Here is a 17,467-nt window from a genome sequence, read left to right as displayed (position 1 = left end):
TTATTTCCGGCCAGAAGCAACAAATTTCAGCACATCAGTGATCAACAGCCCACGCCTTCACCTCTTTTCTATAGCTCACGCCCGTGTCGCGCGTCCAAATTCAATCGTTATAATTTTTACACGTGAAAAATTTTATATTGACACACTGAACAAGCTCTAGCATGTCTAGGGAAGCTCAATCATGGGCTGAAGGCCCTGCCCTTCGGGAGGTTTGCAGTTGGCGACAACAGACGAACCAGCAGGAAAACCGTTGTTCATGTCCCATAGAAGGACGTCCCGGCGAGCGCCGGTCATTCGGAGGAAATCATGTTTCGCAAATCGCTCAGCCGTATTCTCTTTTCCGGCGTAGCTCTGGCCATGATGGCAGGTGCTGCATCTGCCGAAGGCATCGGCGCATCGCTTCTGACCCAGCAGCATCCGTTCTACATCTCGCTCGCAGACGCGATGAAAAAGGAAGCACAGGCAGAAAATGTACCGCTGGAAGTCTCCATCGCCAATCAGGACCTGAGCAAGCAGCTTGCCGATGTGGAAGATTTCATCACCAAGGGCGTTGACGTCATCATCATCTCGCCGGTTGACAGCAAGGGCGTTCGCTCGGCCATCAACAAGGCTGAAAAGGCCGGCATCAAGGTCATCACCGTCGACGTACCGGCCAACAATGTCGATGTGACCTCCTTTGTGGGCACGGACAACTTCGCAGGCGGCGAAAAGGCTGCCGAACTGATGGCAAAGTCCATCGGCGAGAAGGGCAACGTCGCCGTGATCGATTACCCGACGGTTCAGTCGGTCGTTGATCGTATTGAAGGCTTCAAGAAGGGCATTGCCAAATATCCGGACATCAAGATCGTGGCGATCCAGCCGGGCATCACCCGTCCGGAAGCTCTTTCGGCTGCCCAGAACATCCTTCAGGCCAATCCGGATATCGTCGGCATCTTCGGTTTCGGTGACGATGCCGCATTGGCCGCTGCCTCGGCAGTAAAGTCGGCCAAGCTTGAAAACCAGGTCAAAGTGATCGGTTTTGACGGCATGGAAGAAGCCCGCAACGCCGTGAAAAACGACCCGGTCATGGTCGGCGTTATCGCCCAGTATCCGGACCAGATGGGCAAGGTTGCAGTTGAAACCGCTGCCAAGGTTATCAAGGGCGAGGAAGTGCCTGCCAAGCAGCCGATCGTTCCAGGCGTCGTCACCAAGGACGGCGAAACCAAGTAACACCGCGTGAAACAGCGACACTCCTCCCAGTCGCTGTTTCCTATCTGCGTGCGGCGGCCCGGCGAACACCACACGCCTTGCCGCCGCCGCAACCCTTTTGAATTGCAGACTTCGCTCGGGATCGATCTTAAAACCCATTGCGGAACTGAATAACGGAGAGTGGAGGCCCCCAAAGTGACAGATACCGAGACAGCCACCAAATCCGAACGAAACGCCCTGCCGGATACGGTTCTTGAAATTCGCGATGTGGCGAAATCCTTCGGCCCGGTTATCGCGCTCAAGCGCATGAACCTGACCGTGCGTCGCGGCCGCGTGCATACGCTTCTTGGCGAAAACGGCGCCGGCAAATCCACGCTGATGAAGATTCTGGCTGGCGTTTTCAAGCCAACATCCGGCACCATTTTGCTGAAGGGCGCGGCCTATGCGCCGAAAGACCCGCGCGATGCCCGCGCAAATGGCATCGCCATTGTCTTTCAGGAACTGAGCCTGTCGCGCAATCTCAGCGTGGCCGAAAATATCTTCGCCAATCATGAGCCAAGCCGCTTCGGCTTTGTGCGGGAGCGCGAACTGAACGCCGCTGCCGACAAGCTCATCGATGAGCTTGGTCTGCCCGTCGATGCACGCGCAAAGGTTGGCGACCTGTCGATTGCCCAGCGCCAGCTCGTCGAAATCGCCAAGGGCCTGAGCCAGCCTGCTGACGTCGTCATTCTGGATGAGCCGACCTCATCGCTTTCCGACAGTGAAGCGGAAATCCTGTTTTCGATCATTGAGCGCCTGAAAGCCCGGGGCACAGCCGTCATCTATATTTCGCATCGCATGGAAGAAATCATGCGGCTTTCCGACGACATTACGGTCGTTCGCGATGGCGAATATGTAACGACCACGGAAAAGAGCGAGACCACGATCGAGCGGCTGATTGCCCTGATGGTCGGCCGTGAGATGAACGACATCTATCCGCCGCGCGAAGCGCCGAGACCATCAGCAAGCGTGCCGCCCATACTTGAAACGAAGAACCTCTCGGTTGCAGGCAAATTCAACGATGTTTCCATCGACGTGAAACCCGGCGAAGTTCTGGGGCTTTTCGGGCTGGTCGGTTCTGGCCGTTCGGACGTGATGAAGGCATTGTTCGGTATGCTGCGGCCCACGGGCGAAATCAGGCTCGACGGCAAAGCCATCACCCTCTCCTCACCGACCGATGCCATTCGCAACGGCATTGCTTTCGTGACCGAGAACCGCAAGGAAGAAGGTCTCGTTCTTCCGCATAGCGTTGAGCGTAACATCAACATGGTTGGGCTCGGACAGCTTGCAGGGCCTTTCGGCCTGATGCGTTCCAGAGCAGAGCGCTCCGCAGCCAAAACGGAAGTGCTGCGTCTTGCCATCAAGACCGCATCCATCGACACGGTTGCCGGATCGCTGAGCGGCGGCAACCAGCAGAAGATCGTGCTGGCAAAGTGGCTGCAGACAAAGCCGCGCATCCTCATTCTCGATGAGCCAACACGCGGCGTCGATGTCGGCGCGAAATTCGAGATTTACCGCATCATCCGTGAACTTGCCGCCAATGGCGCGGCAATCCTGATGGTTTCCTCCGAACTGCCGGAAGTGCTGGGCCTGAGCGACCGCGTGGCCGTCATGCATAACAAGCATGTCGCCGCCATTGTCGATGCCGATGGCCTCACGCCCGAAACCGTCATGAGCTACGCAGCAGGAATGCACATATGAGCAACGCACAAAATATTCAGAAGAAAGCCGTGGACGCAGAAGTCCGCCGTTCGCTTTTCAGCTCCCCGCTGGTTCGCCAGTATGGCGGCATCATCATCTCACTGGCCGTGCTCTGCGTGGTCTTCGCGGTGCTGAACCCGCGCTTTCTCGCCTTCAACAACTTCATGAACATCATGCAGCAGGTGGCGGTGATTGCCGTTGCTGCCTATGGCATGACCTATGTGATCCTGCTCGGTGAAATCGACCTGTCCATCGGTTCGATCATCGCAGTTTCCGGCATGGTGGCGGCGCAGGCTTTCGCCATGGGTTTCGGCTTCGTGCCGACGGTTATTTTCACCCTTGCGGCGGGCGCCATCATGGGCGGGCTGAACGGTGTGCTTTCGGCAAAGCTGATGCTGCCATCCTTCATCGTGACCGTTGCGACAATGGGTATCTATCGCGGCATGGTCAGCCTGCCGACCAATGGCGCGCCTGAAATCATCGAAAACGATACCTGGCTTGCCATCGGCTCGGAAAACTGGCTCGGTCTGCCGATCATCATCTGGATCGTCGGTGTTCTGTTCATCTTCAATTATATCCTGCTGTCGAAGACCGTTTTCGGCCGCCGCATCTATCTGTCGGGCGGCAACAAGGAAGCAGCGATCTATTCGGGCATCCGCGTCGACCGCATCAAGATCATCGTTTTCATGCTTTCGGGCGTCATGGCAGCGATCAGCGGCATTCTGCTTTCATCGCGCCTCTCCTCGGCGCAGACCAATGCAGGCATGGGCTACGAACTCGACGCCATTGCTGCGGTCGTGCTTGGCGGCACCTCGCTTGCTGGCGGCGTCGGCACCATGGTTGGCACCATTCTCGGCGCGCTCATCATCGGTGTCATCAATAACGGCATGAACATGCTGTCGGTGCCTTATTTCTATCAGCTCATCGTCAAGGGCGTGGTCATTCTGGTTGCCGTCTGGCTGGACGTGCGCTCGAAATCCATGCGTACGTAATCGCGGTGCAACATATGAAGAAGATCATCACCATCGGCGAGATCGTCGTCGAAATCATGGCTGTGGAAACCGGCAACGGTTTCAAGACCGCTATCCCATTGATCGGTCCGTTCGCCTCCGGCGCGCCCGCAATCTTCATCGATCAGGCCGCAAAGATGGGCCAGCCTTGCGGCATGGTCAGCGCGGTCGGCAATGACGACTTCGGCGCGCTCAATGTCGAGCGCCTGCAGAAGGACGGCGTGGATGTATCGGCCATCGGTGTGCATCCGACAGCCGCCACCGGCAGCGCCTTCGTGCGCTATCGCCCGGATGGCAATCGCGATTTCATCTTCAACATCAAGCACAGCGCATGCAGCGCCATCGGTCTGACGCCGGAAGCCGAAAAGCTGATCGAGACCGCCGATCACCTGCACATCATGGGCTCTGCCCTGTTCTCCGAAGGCATTGTTTCGGCGATCCACGAGGCGACAATCCGCATCAAGGCGAAGGGCGGCACTGTCTCCTTCGACCCGAATATCCGCAAGGAAATGCTGGAATTGCCGGGCATGCGCCAGGCACTGGCCCATGCGCTGGAAAACACCGACCTGTTCATGCCAAGCGGCCCTGAAATCTTCCTATTCACCAAGGCGACCGAGGAAAAGGCCGCCGTGGAAGAACTGCTGGCACGCGGCATCAAGGCTGTTGTGGTCAAGCGCGGCGCGGAAGGCGCAAGCTATTTCGACCAGTCCGGTGAAGTTTTCGCACCTGCTTTCAAGGTCGATGAAATCGACCCGACCGGAGCAGGCGACAGTTTTGGCGCAGCATTCGTTACCTGCTGGCTGCGCGACATGGCACCGAAAGAAGCCCTCGTCATCGCCAATGCCACCGGCGCACGCGCGGTCGGCGTCAAGGGACCGATGGAAGGCACCTCGACCATGGCCGAAATTGAAGCCTTCCTTCAGAAAAACGGAGTTCCAGCATGAGCAGCACGAATGTTCTGAGCGCACTTCCCGCCCGTTACGCCAGCGGCGTTCGCGGCGGCATTACGTCGATCTGCTCTGCGCATCCGCTGGTGATTGAAGCAGCCCTTCTTGAAGGCATTGCGACCGAGACCGACGTGCTGATCGAGGCCACCTGCAATCAGGTCAATCAGGACGGCGGCTATACAGGCATGACGCCCGCCGACTTCCGCCGCTTTGTGGAAGATATCGCCGCCCGTGTCGGCTTCGACACCAAACGGCTTATTCTGGGCGGCGACCATCTCGGCCCCAACCCGTGGAAGCATCTGCCCGCCGAAGAAGCCCTTGCGAAGTCGGATGTGATGATCGACGCCTTCGTGCGCGCAGGCTTCACCAAAATCCACCTCGATACGTCGATGGGTTGTGCTGGCGAGCCGGTCGCGCTGCCCGATGCCGTGACCGCCGAGCGCGCAGCGCGTCTGGCCAAGGTTTCGGAAGCAGCGGCCCGTGAAGCCGGATACGACCTGCCTGTCTATATCATCGGAACGGAAGTACCTATCCCCGGCGGGGCGATGGAAGAAATCGAAGAGCTGGAACTAACCAAGCCGGGCGCGGCGGTCGAAACTGTCGCTATTCACCGCAAGGCTTTCGCAGCACTCGGACTGGAAGACGCCTTTGCCCGCGCCATCGGCGTCGTGGTGCAGCCGGGCGTCGAATTCGGCAACGAAAATGTCGTGTTCTATAACAGCGAGAAGGCGACGGCGCTGAGCGGTGTTCTCGGCGAAATGCCGCAATTCGTCTTTGAAGCCCATTCGACCGACTATCAGCCGGTGGAAGCGCTTTCCGATCTGGTGCAAGATGGTTTCGCCATTTTGAAAGTCGGCCCCGGCCTGACTTTTGCGCTGCGCGAGGCGCTCTATGGCCTCGACCAGATTGCGGCTTTCCTCGACAAGCTGCCGGAAGAAGAAACCCTGCGCGGCAAGATGGAAGCGCTACTTCTGGCCGAGCCGAAGAACTGGGAAAAATATTACCACGGCGATGCAGAAGAACTGCGCCTGCAACGCCATTTCTCCTATAGCGACCGCATCCGCTATTACTGGCCGCATCCGGTCGCAACCGCTGCCGTGGATGCGCTTTTGAACCGTCTGGAAGGGCGCAAGATACCGGAAACGCTGATCAGCCAGTATCTCGGCACGCTTTATCCGGCAGTCGCATCGGGTGAGATTGAACCGACGCCCCACGCCTTGATGGTGGAGGCCGTCCGCAATGTTGTGCGGACATACGGCAAGGCTGTCGGAACCCACTGAAATCGAAAGGCGCGGTCAACACCGCGCCTTTCTTTTGCTCAGACCTCTATCGGGCTCTTAAAAGCCTTGAGCCGCAAGGCATTGCTCAGAACAAAAATGCTCGAGAAAGCCATGGCGCCTGCCGCCAGAACCGGCGACAACAGCGTTCCGGTGACAGGGTAAAGAACACCCGCCGCCACAGGGATCAGCGCGACGTTGTAGACAAAGGCCCAGAACAGGTTCTCGCCGATGTTGCGGATCGTCGCCTTCGATATCGCGATGGCATTGACCACACCGCGCAAATCACCCGACATCAGCACCACATCCGCGCTTTCAATCGCAATATCCGTGCCGGTGCCAATCGCAATACCGACATCAGCGGCGGCGAGCGCGGGCGCATCGTTGATGCCGTCACCGACAAAAGCAATCCGCTTGCCGCCTGCCGAAAGCCGCTTCAGTGCCTCGACCTTGCCGTCCGGCAGCACTTCCGCAACCACTTCATCAATGCCCAGACGCTTTGCGATGGCCTCGGCAGTGCGACGGTTATCGCCCGTGATCATGGCGACCTTCAACCCCTGCTCGTGCAGGGCAGCAATGGCCGCTGGCGTGGTTTCCTTCATCGGGTCGGCAACGGTCAGGATTGCCGCGAGCTTGCCGTCAATGGCGGCGTAGAGCGGGGACTGTCCTTCATCGCCGAGACGCTTCGCATCACTGGCAAAGATCCCCACATCAGACCCAAGCTTCGTCATGTAACGATCAGCGCCGATGGCAACCTCATGACCGGACACATGAGCCTTCAAGCCGAAACCGGGTACCGCTTCGAAAGCAGACACATCCGCGAGCTTCAGTCCCTTCGCCTTCGCTGCTTCCACAATCGCATCGGCAATCGGATGTTCGGAGCGGGCTTCAACGGCTGCAACAAGCGCCAGAAGTTCGTCCTTATCAAAGCCTTCGACGGTCGCAAAATGCGCGAGTGCGGGCTTTCCCTGTGTCAGCGTACCGGTCTTGTCAACGGCAATAACGGAAGCATCGCGCAAGGTCTGCAAGGCATCACCGCGACGAAACAGGACCCCGAACTCGGCTGCGCGGCCAGTGCCAACCATAATGGAGGTCGGCGTGGCCAAGCCCATGGCACAGGGGCAGGCGATGATGAGAACCGCAATGGCGTTCACCAGTGCATAACCCAGCATGCCCGTGCCGCCGATCGCCAGCCACAAGACAAACGTCAAAGCGGCAGCCGCCATCACAGCGGGGACAAACCAGCCGGTCACCTTGTCGACCATGGCCTGAATAGGCAGCTTGTCGGCCTGCGCATCCTCGACCATGCGGATGATCTGCGAAATCACCATGTCGCGGCCAACCTTGGTCGCGCGGAAGGTGAAGGCACCGGTCTTGTTGATCGTGCCGCCGACCACTTCCGCGCCCTTTTCCTTGGCAACAGGCACAGGCTCGCCGGTAATCATCGATTCATCGACATAAGACGAACCGTCGATCACTTCGCCATCGACCGGCACTTTCTCGCCGGGACGAACTTGTACGACATCGCCTGCCCGAACATCTTCAAGTGGTACGTCAATAGCTTCGCCATCACGCAGAACCCGTGCCGACTTTGCCTGCAAACCGACCAGCCGGCTGATAGCCGCACTGGTGCGTCCCTTGGCACGCGCTTCCAGAAAACGCCCGATCAGGATCAGCGTAACGATAACGGCGGCGGCTTCGAAATAGACATTCACCGTACCTTCGGGCAGCACTCCCGGGAAAAAGGTTGCAACGACGGAGAAGCCCCAGGCCGCGAGCGTGCCGACCACGACGAGCGAATTCATGTCGGGCGTACCGCGCAGTAATGCCGGTATGCCTTTCTTGAAAAAGCGCAAGCCCGGGCCGAACAGGACCAGTGTTGTGAGCACGAGCTGCAAATACCAGCTGTTCTGCATGCCAATGCGGTCCATGACGAACATATGAACCGCCGGGATGAGATGTGATCCCATCTCCAGCACAAAAACAGGCAATGTCAGAAGGGCGGCAAGGATGACGCTTTTCTTCAGTTCTGCTGCTTCCGCATCCCGCTTTTCGGACTGGGTCTCCTGTTTGTCGCTGTCCTGCCTGTCATCAAGTGACCGCGCCTCGTAGCCAGCAGCTTCAACTGCCTTGATAAGCTCGTTGACCGATACCTGCCCCGCCAGATCGACATGCGCCCGCTCCGTTGCGAGGTTGACGCTGGCACGGGTGACGCCTGGCACGCCGTTCAATGCCTTTTCCACCTTGCTGACACAGGAAGCGCAACTCATGCCCTCAATCGCCAGATCTATGCTGGCAGCAGGGACTTCATAACCCGCCTTGCGAATGGCATCGATCACCGAGGGCAGATCTGGCGCGCCTTTGAAAGTCACATCGGCGCGTTCCGTTGCGAGATTGACGGAAACCTTGTCCACGCCCGGAACTTTGGACACGGCTTTTTCCACGGACGACACGCACGACGCGCAGCTCATCCCTTCGACGGGCACCGGAAAACTGATGGTTTCGTGATTTACAGGCTTGTTCATGGCAATCCCTTTCATCGCCCGGAAAGGGCACAATTCGAGAGTTGCTCTCTAGATAGTCCTTCCCACCGTTGGAAGGTCAAGTCCTTTTTGAAACAAGATGAGATTTGGATTTTTTGTCTGGCGCGACGGCTCTTCGAACGCGGCTCAACAACCAATGAGCGATATCCTAAATCGGCAATCTGTTATGTGCCGCAGGCATCTCCAGACCGACATTGCTGCGATTTTGAATAAACGAATGCACGTCGCCAGCAGGCATCGGCCGCCCGGTCAGGAACCCTTGTACCTCACCAAAACGCTCGGTCTTCAAACGCTCAAGCTGTTGTGCGGTTTCCACGCCCTCAGCCGTCGTGACAATGTTGAAGCCCGCGCCAAGCGTCGCCACGGCCTGAATGATGGCCAGATCGCGCGTATCGACCTCGATTCCCGAAACGAAACTGCGATCAATCTTGATTTTATCGAATGGAAATGATCGCAGATAACTGAGCGAAGAATAGCCCGTCCCGAAATCGTCCATCGCGATACGAACACCCAGTCGGCGCAGTTCGAACAGCAGCTCGATATTGTTCTTGCTGTTCGACAGGAAGACCGACTCCGTGATTTCAAGCTCAAGCCTGTCGGGTGAAAGACGCGCCGCTTCAAGCGCGTCCATGACGGAGTGCAGAAGTGTCGTCTGGCTGAACTGGACCGGCGAAAGGTTGACTGAAACCTTGATGTCCTCCGGCCAGAGGACAGCTTCCCGACATGCAGTCCTTAGAACCCAGTCACCGATCGGTCCGATGAGCCCGGTTTCTTCTGCCAGCGGAATAAACTCAGCAGGCGAAACCATGCCACGCTCAGGATGACGCCAGCGGATCAGCGCTTCAAAACCGGAAATCTTGCCGCTCTCAAGATTGAAGATCGGCTGATAGTGCAGTTCAAACTGCTCATCCAGCAGAGCCTGGCGAAGTTCGCCGGTCATAACATAACGCTTCTCCGCCGCCAGACGCAGGGAGTGCTGATAAAAACGGAATGTACGGCGTCCGCCTGATTTTGAAGCATAAAGCGCGAGATCGGCATTGCGCATCAGCACATCGGGGTTGTCACCATGCAATGGCGCCTGGGCAATACCCATGCTGCAGGTGACGAATTCGGAATTACCCACCAGCTCGAATGCATCCTGAAAGGCCGAAAGGATGCGATCAGCGAACATGGCGATCTGCCCCAGCGTTCCGCTGCGATAGACAATGGCAAACTCATCGCCACCAAGCCGGGCAATGAATTCATCCGAAGTCGTGATTTGTTTCAGACGGCGCGCGGCTTCCTGCAAAAGCTGGTCACCGGCCTGATGGCCGATGCTGTCATTGATGTTCTTGAAATGATCGATGTCGAGATAGAACAAGGCGAAAGGTTCGGAATCACCGCCCTTCTTCAACAGGCTTTCGACATGGTGCGCAAAATAGGCACGGTTGGGCAAACCGGTCAGACTGTCGTGCATGGCAATATGTGCCATGCGTTCCTCGATCTCACGCCGTTCCGTTATATCCTCAACAAGACCAATCAGATAACGAGGTTCATCACCTTCGACGGGCGGGATCGAGCATTTTATGATCCGCATCGTGCGCGACGTTCCATCGTTGCGCTCGATCTTGCGTTCGACGCTCAGCACTTCCCGGCGCTGCATCGCCATGTGGTCCTGCTGACCGATGACAACCGCTTCATGCTTGGGGAAAAGGTCCAGGTCGGTTGACCCGATTGCTTTGTCTATCGGCTGTCCGCTCGCCGCAGATGCTGCCTGATTGTAAAGCACATAACGACCTTCATCGTGCATATCCTTGACGAAGACACCAAGCGGCAGATTATTGACGAGACTGTCCAGCAAAGTCTGCGCATGACTTGCCTGACGATTGGCCTCTGCCAATTCCGTCCGGTCCTGAACGATGGCCAGAATCGCTTCCTTGCCGTCGAACAACACCTCGCGTCCATAAGTCAGAACATCGATGGTTTCGCCATTGGCGCGCAGATGTTGCCAGCGCTCCGGGCGTTCGAGGTCGCTACGGTCGCGAATGGCGGCAAGCATGCGCTCGCGCTCGGCCTGCGGACGAATATCGAGAACAGTCATGCCCGGCAGTTCATCAGGCGTATAGCCGTAGAGCGCATAGGCCGCGTCGTTCATGATGATGAAGCCGAGAGTCTGGGGATCATAGACCCACATGGGGGTCGGATGGGTGGTGAAAAGAATACGGAAATCCTGCTGAGACGTGCTCGCAATGGAGCCTCCCGCCTCTGTCGGACCGGCTTTCCGCTTCACCATTATACACCCCTTGCCCCAAGCCGACACACGTCGTCAGTTTGAATTAGCCAACAAAACCTCTCAATGGAACATCATATTCCGCATGGGTTCATGAACCGGACAGGCTCACGAGCCAACAGGCGAGGACCGTCACCAGGACACACTTCCCCGCGGGGAGAATACGACCAATGGTTTTAACAAACCATATATGAAGCGGCTGCTCATATAGGTTTTTTTCTGACGTTCGTATTTTTCAATAGAGCCACACATTGCCTGAGATTGCCGAAGACGGCCCAAGACAGCTTGACCGCTCAAAACTTCCGGCCTATGCCTAAAGACGCAAAATTCGTTGGGGTGCCTTCGAAGCAATATTAGGAAAAGTGCCAAGCGGTTTTCCGTCCGATATTGCGACACAAAAGGCTGAGAGGCGCGTTCTCGCGTTAACCCATTGAACCTGATCCGGGTAATACCTGCGTAGGGAACGGAGTTTGACGCGTCGCGGACGGGGTTCATCCCACTCGGAGCTTATGCTCCATAAAGGTTCATGACGTCTCATCTTTCCGTTCGGAATGAGAGACGACATGATGGACCAAAGACAGAGTTTCTCCCGAACTATATCAACAAGCGGCCAGGCGCGTTCCGTGCCTATATGCGTCACCATTGCCGGTTCCGACAGTGGCGGCGGTGCTGGCATTCAGGCCGACCTCAAGACATTCTCAGCGCTCGGCGTGTATGGCGCGAGCGTTATTGCTGCCGTGACAGTGCAGAACACCTGCACGGTGAGCGCAGTGCACGACATCCCCCCCGCCATTGTCGCGGGACAAATCGATGCCGTTTTCAGCGATCTCGACGTGGCCGCAGTGAAGATCGGCATGGTTTCCGTGCCCGAAACCATCGAAGCCATTGCGCGGGGGCTTGCCCATTTTTCTGGCCCCGTCGTTCTCGACCCGGTGATGGTTGCAAAATCCGGCGACCGGCTTTTGAGCGAAAACGCCATTGCGCTTTTGCGCCGGAAACTGGTGCCAATGGCCACACTGTTGACGCCCAACCGACCGGAAGCGGCCTGCCTGCTCGGCAGCAGTCTGGCGCTCGACGACGGGGACGCCGAACAACAAGGCCGCGCATTACTCGAACTCGGCGCAAAAGCCGTTTTGATGAAGGGCGGTCATGCGGAAGGCGAAATCTGTGTCGACCTGCTGGTTCGCCGCGATCAGCCGACACTCCGTGTCGAAGCACCGCGTATCCTGACCGCCAATACCCATGGCACGGGCTGCACACTCTCCTCGGCAATTGCTGCGGAGCTTGCAAAGAACCTCCCGCTCGAAAAAGCAGTGCTTGCAGCGCATGCCTATCTGCAAGGGGCAATCCGCGCTGCCGATACGTTGAAGATCGGCCACGGCCATGGGCCGGTACACCATTTCCATGACCTCTGGAAAGCTCGAACAGAGGAGATTGCGTGATGCGCGTCACCATCATCGGAGCGGGTGTCGCCGGTCTTGCCGCCGCCGCCGAGTTCACCGATCAGGGCCATGCCGTTACCGTCATCGCCAAAAGCGTGGAAATCGGTTCCGACAGCTGCTCATGGTTTGCGGGTGGAATGCTGGCACCTTGGTGCGAGGGCGAGAGCGCGGAAGAGCCGGTCGTTCGCTTGGGACAGGAAGCAATCGGCTGGTGGGAACGGCACGTTTCGACAGTCCATCGCAAGGGTACGCTTGTGCTCTCGCACACACGCGATGCGACCGAACTTCGTCGCTTTGCCCGCAGGACAGAGGCATTTGACACCATTGATCAAGTGCAGATCGATGCGCTCGAACCGGACCTTGCAGGCCGATTTCGGCAAGGGCTTTTCTTTGCAGGAGAAGGCCATCTCAACCCGCGCAAAACACTGATTGAGCTCGCCGAAAACCTGCAGAACAAAGGCGTTGTCTTTCATCTGGGGCAGGATGCGAAAGACGTCAAAGTCGAGTCCGACATTACCGTCGATGCGCGCGGTCTTGCAGCGCGTGATCAGTTGCAGGACCTGCGCGGTGTCAAGGGTGAGATGCTGGTTGTCCGCTCGCGCGACATCAATCTCAAGCGGCCCGTGCGCCTCCTGCATCCGCGTATTCCGCTTTACATCGTACCGCGCGGCGACGGCGTACACATGATCGGCGCGACGATGATCGAAAGCGATGAGCGGTCGGGCATCAGCGTGCGCTCGACGCTGGAACTCTTGAGCGCCGCTTACGCCTTGCATCCGGCCTTCGGCGAGGCGGAAATCCTCGAAACCGGCGTCGATGCGCGTCCGGCCTTTCCCGATAATCTGCCCCGCGTCCGACGGCGCGGCAAAACCGTCTATGTCAACGGGCTTTACCGCCACGGCTTCCTGCTCTCGCCCGCTGTGGCGCGCATGGCGGTTGCAGCCGCGACCATGCCGGAAGATGCGCCGGAACCTATGCCAGAATTTGTGGAGGACTACGCATGACAATCGTGCTGAACGGTGAGGTCATCACCACGACAGCGGCCAATCTGGCAGCGCTGCTGACCGAGATCGAGCTGGATGAAGCGGTTGTTGCAACCGCGCTGAACGGCGAATTCGTGGCCAGCGACGAGCGCACAGCCGCAACTTTGTCGGCTGGCGATCGCATCGAAGTTCTGGCCCCGATGCAGGGAGGCTGAGATGCTGGAATTCTATGGCCAGAAATTTGAAAGCCGCCTGCTGCTCGGCACGGCGCAATATCCATCGCCTGCCATATTGGCGGATGCGGTGCGCGCTTCGCAAAGTGATATCGTCACCGTGTCGCTGCGTCGCGAAAGCGGCGAGGCCCGCGCCGGACAGGACTTCTGGGCGCTGATCCGGGAGCTGGGCGTAGCCGTTCTGCCCAACACGGCAGGCTGCCACACGCCGCGCGAAGCAGTGACGACCGCCCGGATGGCGCGTGAAATCTTCAGCACCAACTGGATCAAGCTGGAGGTGATCGGCGATCACGACACGTTGCAGCCCGACCCGTTCGGTCTGGTCGAAGCAGCACGCATACTGTGCGACGACGGTTTCGAGGTCTTTCCCTATATGAATGACGATCTGATCGTCGCGGAAAAGCTCATCGAAGCCGGTTGCAAGGTGCTGATGCCCTGGGGCGCGCCCATCGGCTCGGGCCGTGGCCTCAACAATCCTTATGCGCTGAAGACCATGCGGGCACATTTCCCCGATATTCCATTGGTCGTCGATGCAGGCATCGGCGTGCCGTCCCATGCTGCGGCGGCGATGGAGTTGGGCTATGACGCTGTGCTCATCAACACCGCCGTCGCCAAGGCTGGCGATCCCGTCGCCATGGCACGCGGCTTCGCGCTTGCGGTCGAAGCCGGGCGGCTCGCTTTAGAAGCGGACGCCATCGAGGCGCGCGACATGGCCGCGCCATCCACCCCTCTTCTCGGAAAGGCATTTTTGTAATGGCCCTCGATCCGTTCTACCCGATCTTCGACAGCGCCAAATGGCTTGAACGCATGGTGCCGCTCGGCGTCAAATTGGTGCAGCTTCGCGTCAAGGACAAGACCGAGCTGGAACTGCGCAGCGAAATCCGCGCCGCACGGGAAATCTGCCTTGCCCATGACTGCCAGTTGATTGTCAACGACTATTGGAAGCTGGCGCTGGAGGAAGGTTGCGACTTCATCCATCTCGGGCAGGAAGACCTCGACGATGCCGATCTTGGCGCCATTCGCGCCGGTGGTTTGAAACTGGGTGTTTCGAGCCATGACGAGGCGGAGCTGGACCGCGCCCTGTCGGTAAAGCCAGACTATATCGCGCTCGGCCCCATCTACCCGACCATTTTGAAAAAGATGAAATGGCACGAACAGGGCCTGCCCCGCCTTGGACAATGGAAGGCGCGGCTTGGCGATATTCCGCTGGTGGGCATCGGCGGCATGAGCGTCGAGCGCGCACCGGGCGTTTTCGAAGCAGGCGCCGACATCGTTTCCGTCGTCACCGACATCACCCTCAATGCCGACCCCGAAAGCCGCCTGCGCCAATGGATCGAAACCACCCGCGCTTATGCAGGCCATGCTCTGGAGCAGACCACATGAAAAAGACCGCCTTCGTCGCCCTGTTCGGCCTCGCTTTCACTGTTGCCACTTCGGCTCACGCTGACGACAAGCTCAAGCTCATTCTCGACTGGTATGTGAACCCGGATCACGGCCCCATCATCGTCGCCGACAAGCTCGGCTACTTCAAGGATGCAGGGCTGGACGTGGATATTGTCGCGCCTGCCGATGCATCGACGCCCACCAAGATGGTGGCAGCAGGACAGGCCGACCTCGCCATTTCCTATCAGCAGCAGGTGCATCTTCAGGTGCATGAAGGCCTACCGCTTATCCGCGTCGGCACGCTGATCGACTCGCCGCTCAACTGCCTGATGACCCGCGACGACGGATCGGTGAATTCCATCGCCGATCTCAAGGGCAAGAAGATCGGCTATTCGGTCGCCGGAACCGAGGAAACATTGCTCGGCACCATTCTCGGCCAGCACGGCGTCAAACTCTCGGATGTCGAGCTGATCAACGTGAATTTCTCACTCGCGCCGTCGCTGATGTCGAAGCAGGTCGATGCGGTGATGGGTGCCTATCGCAATGTCGAACTGAACCAGATGGCAGTTGAAGGCGTGCCCGGCAAATGCTTCTTCGTCGAGGAAGAAGGCGTGCCGGTTTATGACGAGCTGGTCTATGTCGCAGCCTCCGACAAACTCGACGCGACGGAAAAGGACAAGATTTCGCGCTTCCTGTCGGCCACCGAAAAGGCCGCGCAATATATCGTCAATCACCCGGACAAGAGCTACGAGCTGTTCTCCTCCTACAGCACCGAACTCAAGGACGAGCTGAACCAGCGCGCCTGGAAGGACACGGTTGCCCGTTTCTCCCGCTCGCCTGCAAGCCTCGATTACGGTCGCTGGCGGCGTTATGAAGCCTATCTCAAGGAAAACGGTCTCGTGCCTTCGGTCCTGCCTGTCGAGAAATTCGCCATCGACGTCAACGCGGAAGGGAGCAAGTCATGAGCCAGCCGCAACCGCATTATTCATCCGAACTGTTCACGCGCCTGCGCGCCGCGACCCTTGGCGACTGGAAGCCCTATATCGATCATGCATTCGTGCGCGGATTGGGTGACGGCACGTTACCCAAGGCGGCCTTCCTGCACTATCTCCGTCAGGACTATGTCTATCTGCACCACTATGCCCGCGCCTTTGCGCTTGGCGTCGTCAAGGCGAATACATTGCAGGAAACACGGCTCTGCGCCCAGATCATGCATGGTCTGGCTGTGACGGAACTACCGCTTCATGTCGGCATCTGCGCCCGCGAAGGGATCAGCGAGGACGAGCTTTACGCCACGCGGGAGGAGCCGGAAAACCTCGCTTATACGCGCTATGTGCTCGACTGCGGACAGGCGGGCGATTTCCTCGACTTGCTGACCGCGCTCGTGCCCTGCGCGCATGGCTACGGCGAGATCGGCCTCAACCTTGCCGCGACCGCCCTGCCCGGTACGCCTTATCAGGAGTGGATCGACACCTATGCGGGGCCTGACTATCAGGACATGTGCCACACGGTTGGCAAACTGTTCGATCAGGCCGCAAAGGACCGCATCGGCAACGACTTTGAGAAAAGCCCGCGCTGGCCAAGGCTCTGCCAGATTTTTGCCACCGCAAGCAGGCTCGAAGCCGATTTCTGGTCCATGGGTTTGAAGGCCGGATAGTGAACGAAGCACTCCCGAACCGAAGCCGGAAAAAGCGTGCTGCCGACGGCTTGCTGTCGGCGGCAGTGGCACTGGCCATTTGGCAGGCGGTGGTGAGCATCGGCCAGATGCCGCGCTTCATCCTGCCCGGCCCGCTGGATGTGGTCCAATCACTGATCGGCAACGCCGCGCTGATCGCAGAAAATGCTGCCGCCACCATCGGTGAAGTTCTGGGCGGTCTGGCGCTCGGCTCGGCGGTTGGCATCGCCACCGCCATCGGGCTGATGATGTCGCCGCTGGCCCAGCGGCTCGTCATGCCCGCCATGGTGTTCAGTCAGGCAATCCCGATCTTCGCGCTCGCTCCCATTTTGACTTTGTGGCTTGGCTATGGACCCGCATCGAAGATCGCAGTCACAGTGCTGATGATCTTCTTTCCCGTCGTTTCGACCTTCTTCGACGGCATGCGACGTACCGACAGCAGCCTTATCGACGCAGCGGAAATTCTCGGTGCCGGACGCATGGCGATCCTGTTTCGCATCCGCATCCCATCCGCCTTCCCTTCACTCGCATCGGGCCTGAGCCTTGCCGCCGTCTATGCGCCCATCGGTGCCGTGGTGGGCGAATGGGTGGGCGCATCGAAAGGTCTCGGCTATCTGATGCTGCTCGCCAATGGGCGTGCCAAGGTGGATCTGATGTTCGCCTGCCTGTTCGTGCTGGCGGCCTTCACCATGCTGCTGCACGGCACCGTGTCGCATTTCGCCCGCAAGCTTGCTGCCTGGCCTAAAAAAGCCGCATAAAAAAACCGGCGGTTTCCCG

General features: G+C 58.5%; 15 protein-coding genes and 1 riboswitch. Of the genes, 13 read left to right on the top strand and 2 right to left on the bottom strand.

Translation table 11 applies throughout. The features are described 5' to 3' along the window. Positions 1-306 precede the first annotated feature (306 nt). From F9K94_RS12605 to F9K94_RS12585, 5 genes are all read left to right on the top strand, one after another. A complete protein-coding gene (locus tag F9K94_RS12605) occupies positions 307-1,209 on the top strand; it encodes a substrate-binding domain-containing protein (protein ID WP_029925852.1) in 903 nt (300 codons plus the stop codon). Positions 1,210-1,383: 174 nt separating this feature from the next. Continuing rightward, positions 1,384-2,928 (top strand): sugar ABC transporter ATP-binding protein, encoded by a 1,545-nt coding sequence (locus tag F9K94_RS12600; RefSeq protein WP_151646008.1) that lies wholly within the window; start codon positions 1,384-1,386, stop codon positions 2,926-2,928. Then, a complete protein-coding gene (locus tag F9K94_RS12595) occupies positions 2,925-3,920 on the top strand; it encodes an ABC transporter permease (RefSeq protein ID WP_071631881.1) in 996 nt (331 codons plus the stop codon). The genes F9K94_RS12600 and F9K94_RS12595 overlap by 4 nt, the downstream gene beginning before the upstream one ends. A gap of 14 nt (positions 3,921-3,934) precedes the next feature. Continuing rightward, positions 3,935-4,882: a tagatose kinase gene (locus F9K94_RS12590; protein ID WP_151646006.1), complete on the top strand. Its 948-nt coding sequence runs from the start codon at positions 3,935-3,937 to the stop codon at positions 4,880-4,882. Continuing rightward, positions 4,879-6,165 (top strand): D-tagatose-bisphosphate aldolase, class II, non-catalytic subunit, encoded by a 1,287-nt coding sequence (locus F9K94_RS12585; protein WP_151646004.1) that lies wholly within the window; start codon positions 4,879-4,881, stop codon positions 6,163-6,165. Before F9K94_RS12590 ends, F9K94_RS12585 begins: the two co-directional genes overlap by 4 nt. 38 nt (positions 6,166-6,203) lie before the next feature. Here the strand turns inward: F9K94_RS12585 and F9K94_RS12580 are convergent, their stop codons facing one another. Both F9K94_RS12580 and F9K94_RS12575 read right to left on the bottom strand, forming a co-directional pair. After that, positions 6,204-8,687, bottom strand: coding sequence for a heavy metal translocating P-type ATPase (locus F9K94_RS12580; RefSeq protein WP_151646002.1), 2,484 nt, complete (start codon positions 8,685-8,687; stop codon positions 6,204-6,206). A gap of 166 nt (positions 8,688-8,853) precedes the next feature. Further along, positions 8,854-10,977, bottom strand: a complete 2,124-nt coding sequence (locus F9K94_RS12575; protein ID WP_151646000.1) for a putative bifunctional diguanylate cyclase/phosphodiesterase — start codon at positions 10,975-10,977, stop codon at positions 8,854-8,856. 319 nt (positions 10,978-11,296) lie between these two features. Next, positions 11,297-11,454, top strand: a riboswitch (TPP riboswitch). Positions 11,455-11,540: 86 nt separating this feature from the next. On the opposite strand from F9K94_RS12575, the gene thiD reads away from it, so the two are divergent. Genes thiD through F9K94_RS12535 form a run of 8 tightly spaced genes read left to right on the top strand, consistent with a single transcriptional unit; the run spans position 11,541 to position 17,448 of the window. Continuing rightward, positions 11,541-12,416 (top strand): bifunctional hydroxymethylpyrimidine kinase/phosphomethylpyrimidine kinase, encoded by an 876-nt coding sequence (gene thiD / locus F9K94_RS12570; RefSeq protein ID WP_151646424.1) that lies wholly within the window; start codon positions 11,541-11,543, stop codon positions 12,414-12,416. Then, a complete protein-coding gene (locus tag F9K94_RS12565; protein WP_151645998.1) occupies positions 12,416-13,420 on the top strand; it encodes an FAD-dependent oxidoreductase in 1,005 nt (334 codons plus the stop codon). The genes thiD and F9K94_RS12565 overlap by 1 nt, the downstream gene beginning before the upstream one ends. Then, entirely contained in the window at positions 13,417-13,614 is a 198-nt protein-coding gene (gene thiS, locus F9K94_RS12560; RefSeq protein ID WP_151645996.1) for a sulfur carrier protein ThiS, read from the top strand. Before F9K94_RS12565 ends, thiS begins: the two co-directional genes overlap by 4 nt. Position 13,615: 1 nt before the next feature. Then, positions 13,616-14,386 carry a thiazole synthase gene (locus F9K94_RS12555; protein ID WP_151645994.1) on the top strand — a complete coding sequence of 257 codons (771 nt, stop codon included), beginning with the start codon at positions 13,616-13,618 and terminating at the stop codon, positions 14,384-14,386. Next, positions 14,386-15,015 carry a thiamine phosphate synthase gene (locus F9K94_RS12550; protein WP_151645992.1) on the top strand — a complete coding sequence of 210 codons (630 nt, stop codon included), beginning with the start codon at positions 14,386-14,388 and terminating at the stop codon, positions 15,013-15,015. Before F9K94_RS12555 ends, F9K94_RS12550 begins: the two co-directional genes overlap by 1 nt. After that, complete coding sequence (locus F9K94_RS12545; protein WP_151645990.1) at positions 15,012-15,980, top strand: ABC transporter substrate-binding protein; 969 nt, start codon at positions 15,012-15,014, stop codon at positions 15,978-15,980. Before F9K94_RS12550 ends, F9K94_RS12545 begins: the two co-directional genes overlap by 4 nt. Continuing rightward, complete coding sequence (gene tenA, locus F9K94_RS12540) at positions 15,977-16,672, top strand: thiaminase II (protein ID WP_151645988.1); 696 nt, start codon at positions 15,977-15,979, stop codon at positions 16,670-16,672. Before F9K94_RS12545 ends, tenA begins: the two co-directional genes overlap by 4 nt. Then, positions 16,672-17,448 (top strand): ABC transporter permease, encoded by a 777-nt coding sequence (locus F9K94_RS12535; RefSeq protein WP_151645986.1) that lies wholly within the window; start codon positions 16,672-16,674, stop codon positions 17,446-17,448. The genes tenA and F9K94_RS12535 overlap by 1 nt, the downstream gene beginning before the upstream one ends. The last annotated feature ends 19 nt before the right edge of the window (positions 17,449-17,467 follow it).

The organism is Brucella tritici (assembly GCF_008932285.1).
In the GTDB taxonomy this organism is placed as follows: domain Bacteria; phylum Pseudomonadota; class Alphaproteobacteria; order Rhizobiales; family Rhizobiaceae; genus Brucella; species Brucella tritici.
This window is presented reverse-complemented; position numbering and strand designations above follow the sequence as displayed.

What these genes read in the sequence shown, in the direction of transcription:
- F9K94_RS12605 (WP_029925852.1), top strand. Translation starts at nt 307, where the DNA reads ATGTTTCGCAAATCGCTCAGCCGTATTCTCTTTTCCGGCGTAGCTCTG.
- F9K94_RS12595 (WP_071631881.1), top strand. Translation starts at nt 2,925, where the DNA reads ATGAGCAACGCACAAAATATTCAGAAGAAAGCCGTGGACGCAGAAGTC.
- F9K94_RS12590 (WP_151646006.1), top strand. Translation starts at nt 3,935, where the DNA reads ATGAAGAAGATCATCACCATCGGCGAGATCGTCGTCGAAATCATGGCT.
- F9K94_RS12585 (WP_151646004.1), top strand. Translation starts at nt 4,879, where the DNA reads ATGAGCAGCACGAATGTTCTGAGCGCACTTCCCGCCCGTTACGCCAGC.
- F9K94_RS12580 (WP_151646002.1), bottom strand. Translation starts at nt 8,687, where the DNA reads ATGAACAAGCCTGTAAATCACGAAACCATCAGTTTTCCGGTGCCCGTC.
- F9K94_RS12575 (WP_151646000.1), bottom strand. Translation starts at nt 10,977, where the DNA reads ATGGTGAAGCGGAAAGCCGGTCCGACAGAGGCGGGAGGCTCCATTGCG.
- thiD (WP_151646424.1), top strand. Translation starts at nt 11,541, where the DNA reads ATGGACCAAAGACAGAGTTTCTCCCGAACTATATCAACAAGCGGCCAG.
- F9K94_RS12565 (WP_151645998.1), top strand. Translation starts at nt 12,416, where the DNA reads ATGCGCGTCACCATCATCGGAGCGGGTGTCGCCGGTCTTGCCGCCGCC.
- thiS (WP_151645996.1), top strand. Translation starts at nt 13,417, where the DNA reads ATGACAATCGTGCTGAACGGTGAGGTCATCACCACGACAGCGGCCAAT.
- F9K94_RS12555 (WP_151645994.1), top strand. Translation starts at nt 13,616, where the DNA reads ATGCTGGAATTCTATGGCCAGAAATTTGAAAGCCGCCTGCTGCTCGGC.
- F9K94_RS12550 (WP_151645992.1), top strand. Translation starts at nt 14,386, where the DNA reads ATGGCCCTCGATCCGTTCTACCCGATCTTCGACAGCGCCAAATGGCTT.
- F9K94_RS12545 (WP_151645990.1), top strand. Translation starts at nt 15,012, where the DNA reads ATGAAAAAGACCGCCTTCGTCGCCCTGTTCGGCCTCGCTTTCACTGTT.
- tenA (WP_151645988.1), top strand. Translation starts at nt 15,977, where the DNA reads ATGAGCCAGCCGCAACCGCATTATTCATCCGAACTGTTCACGCGCCTG.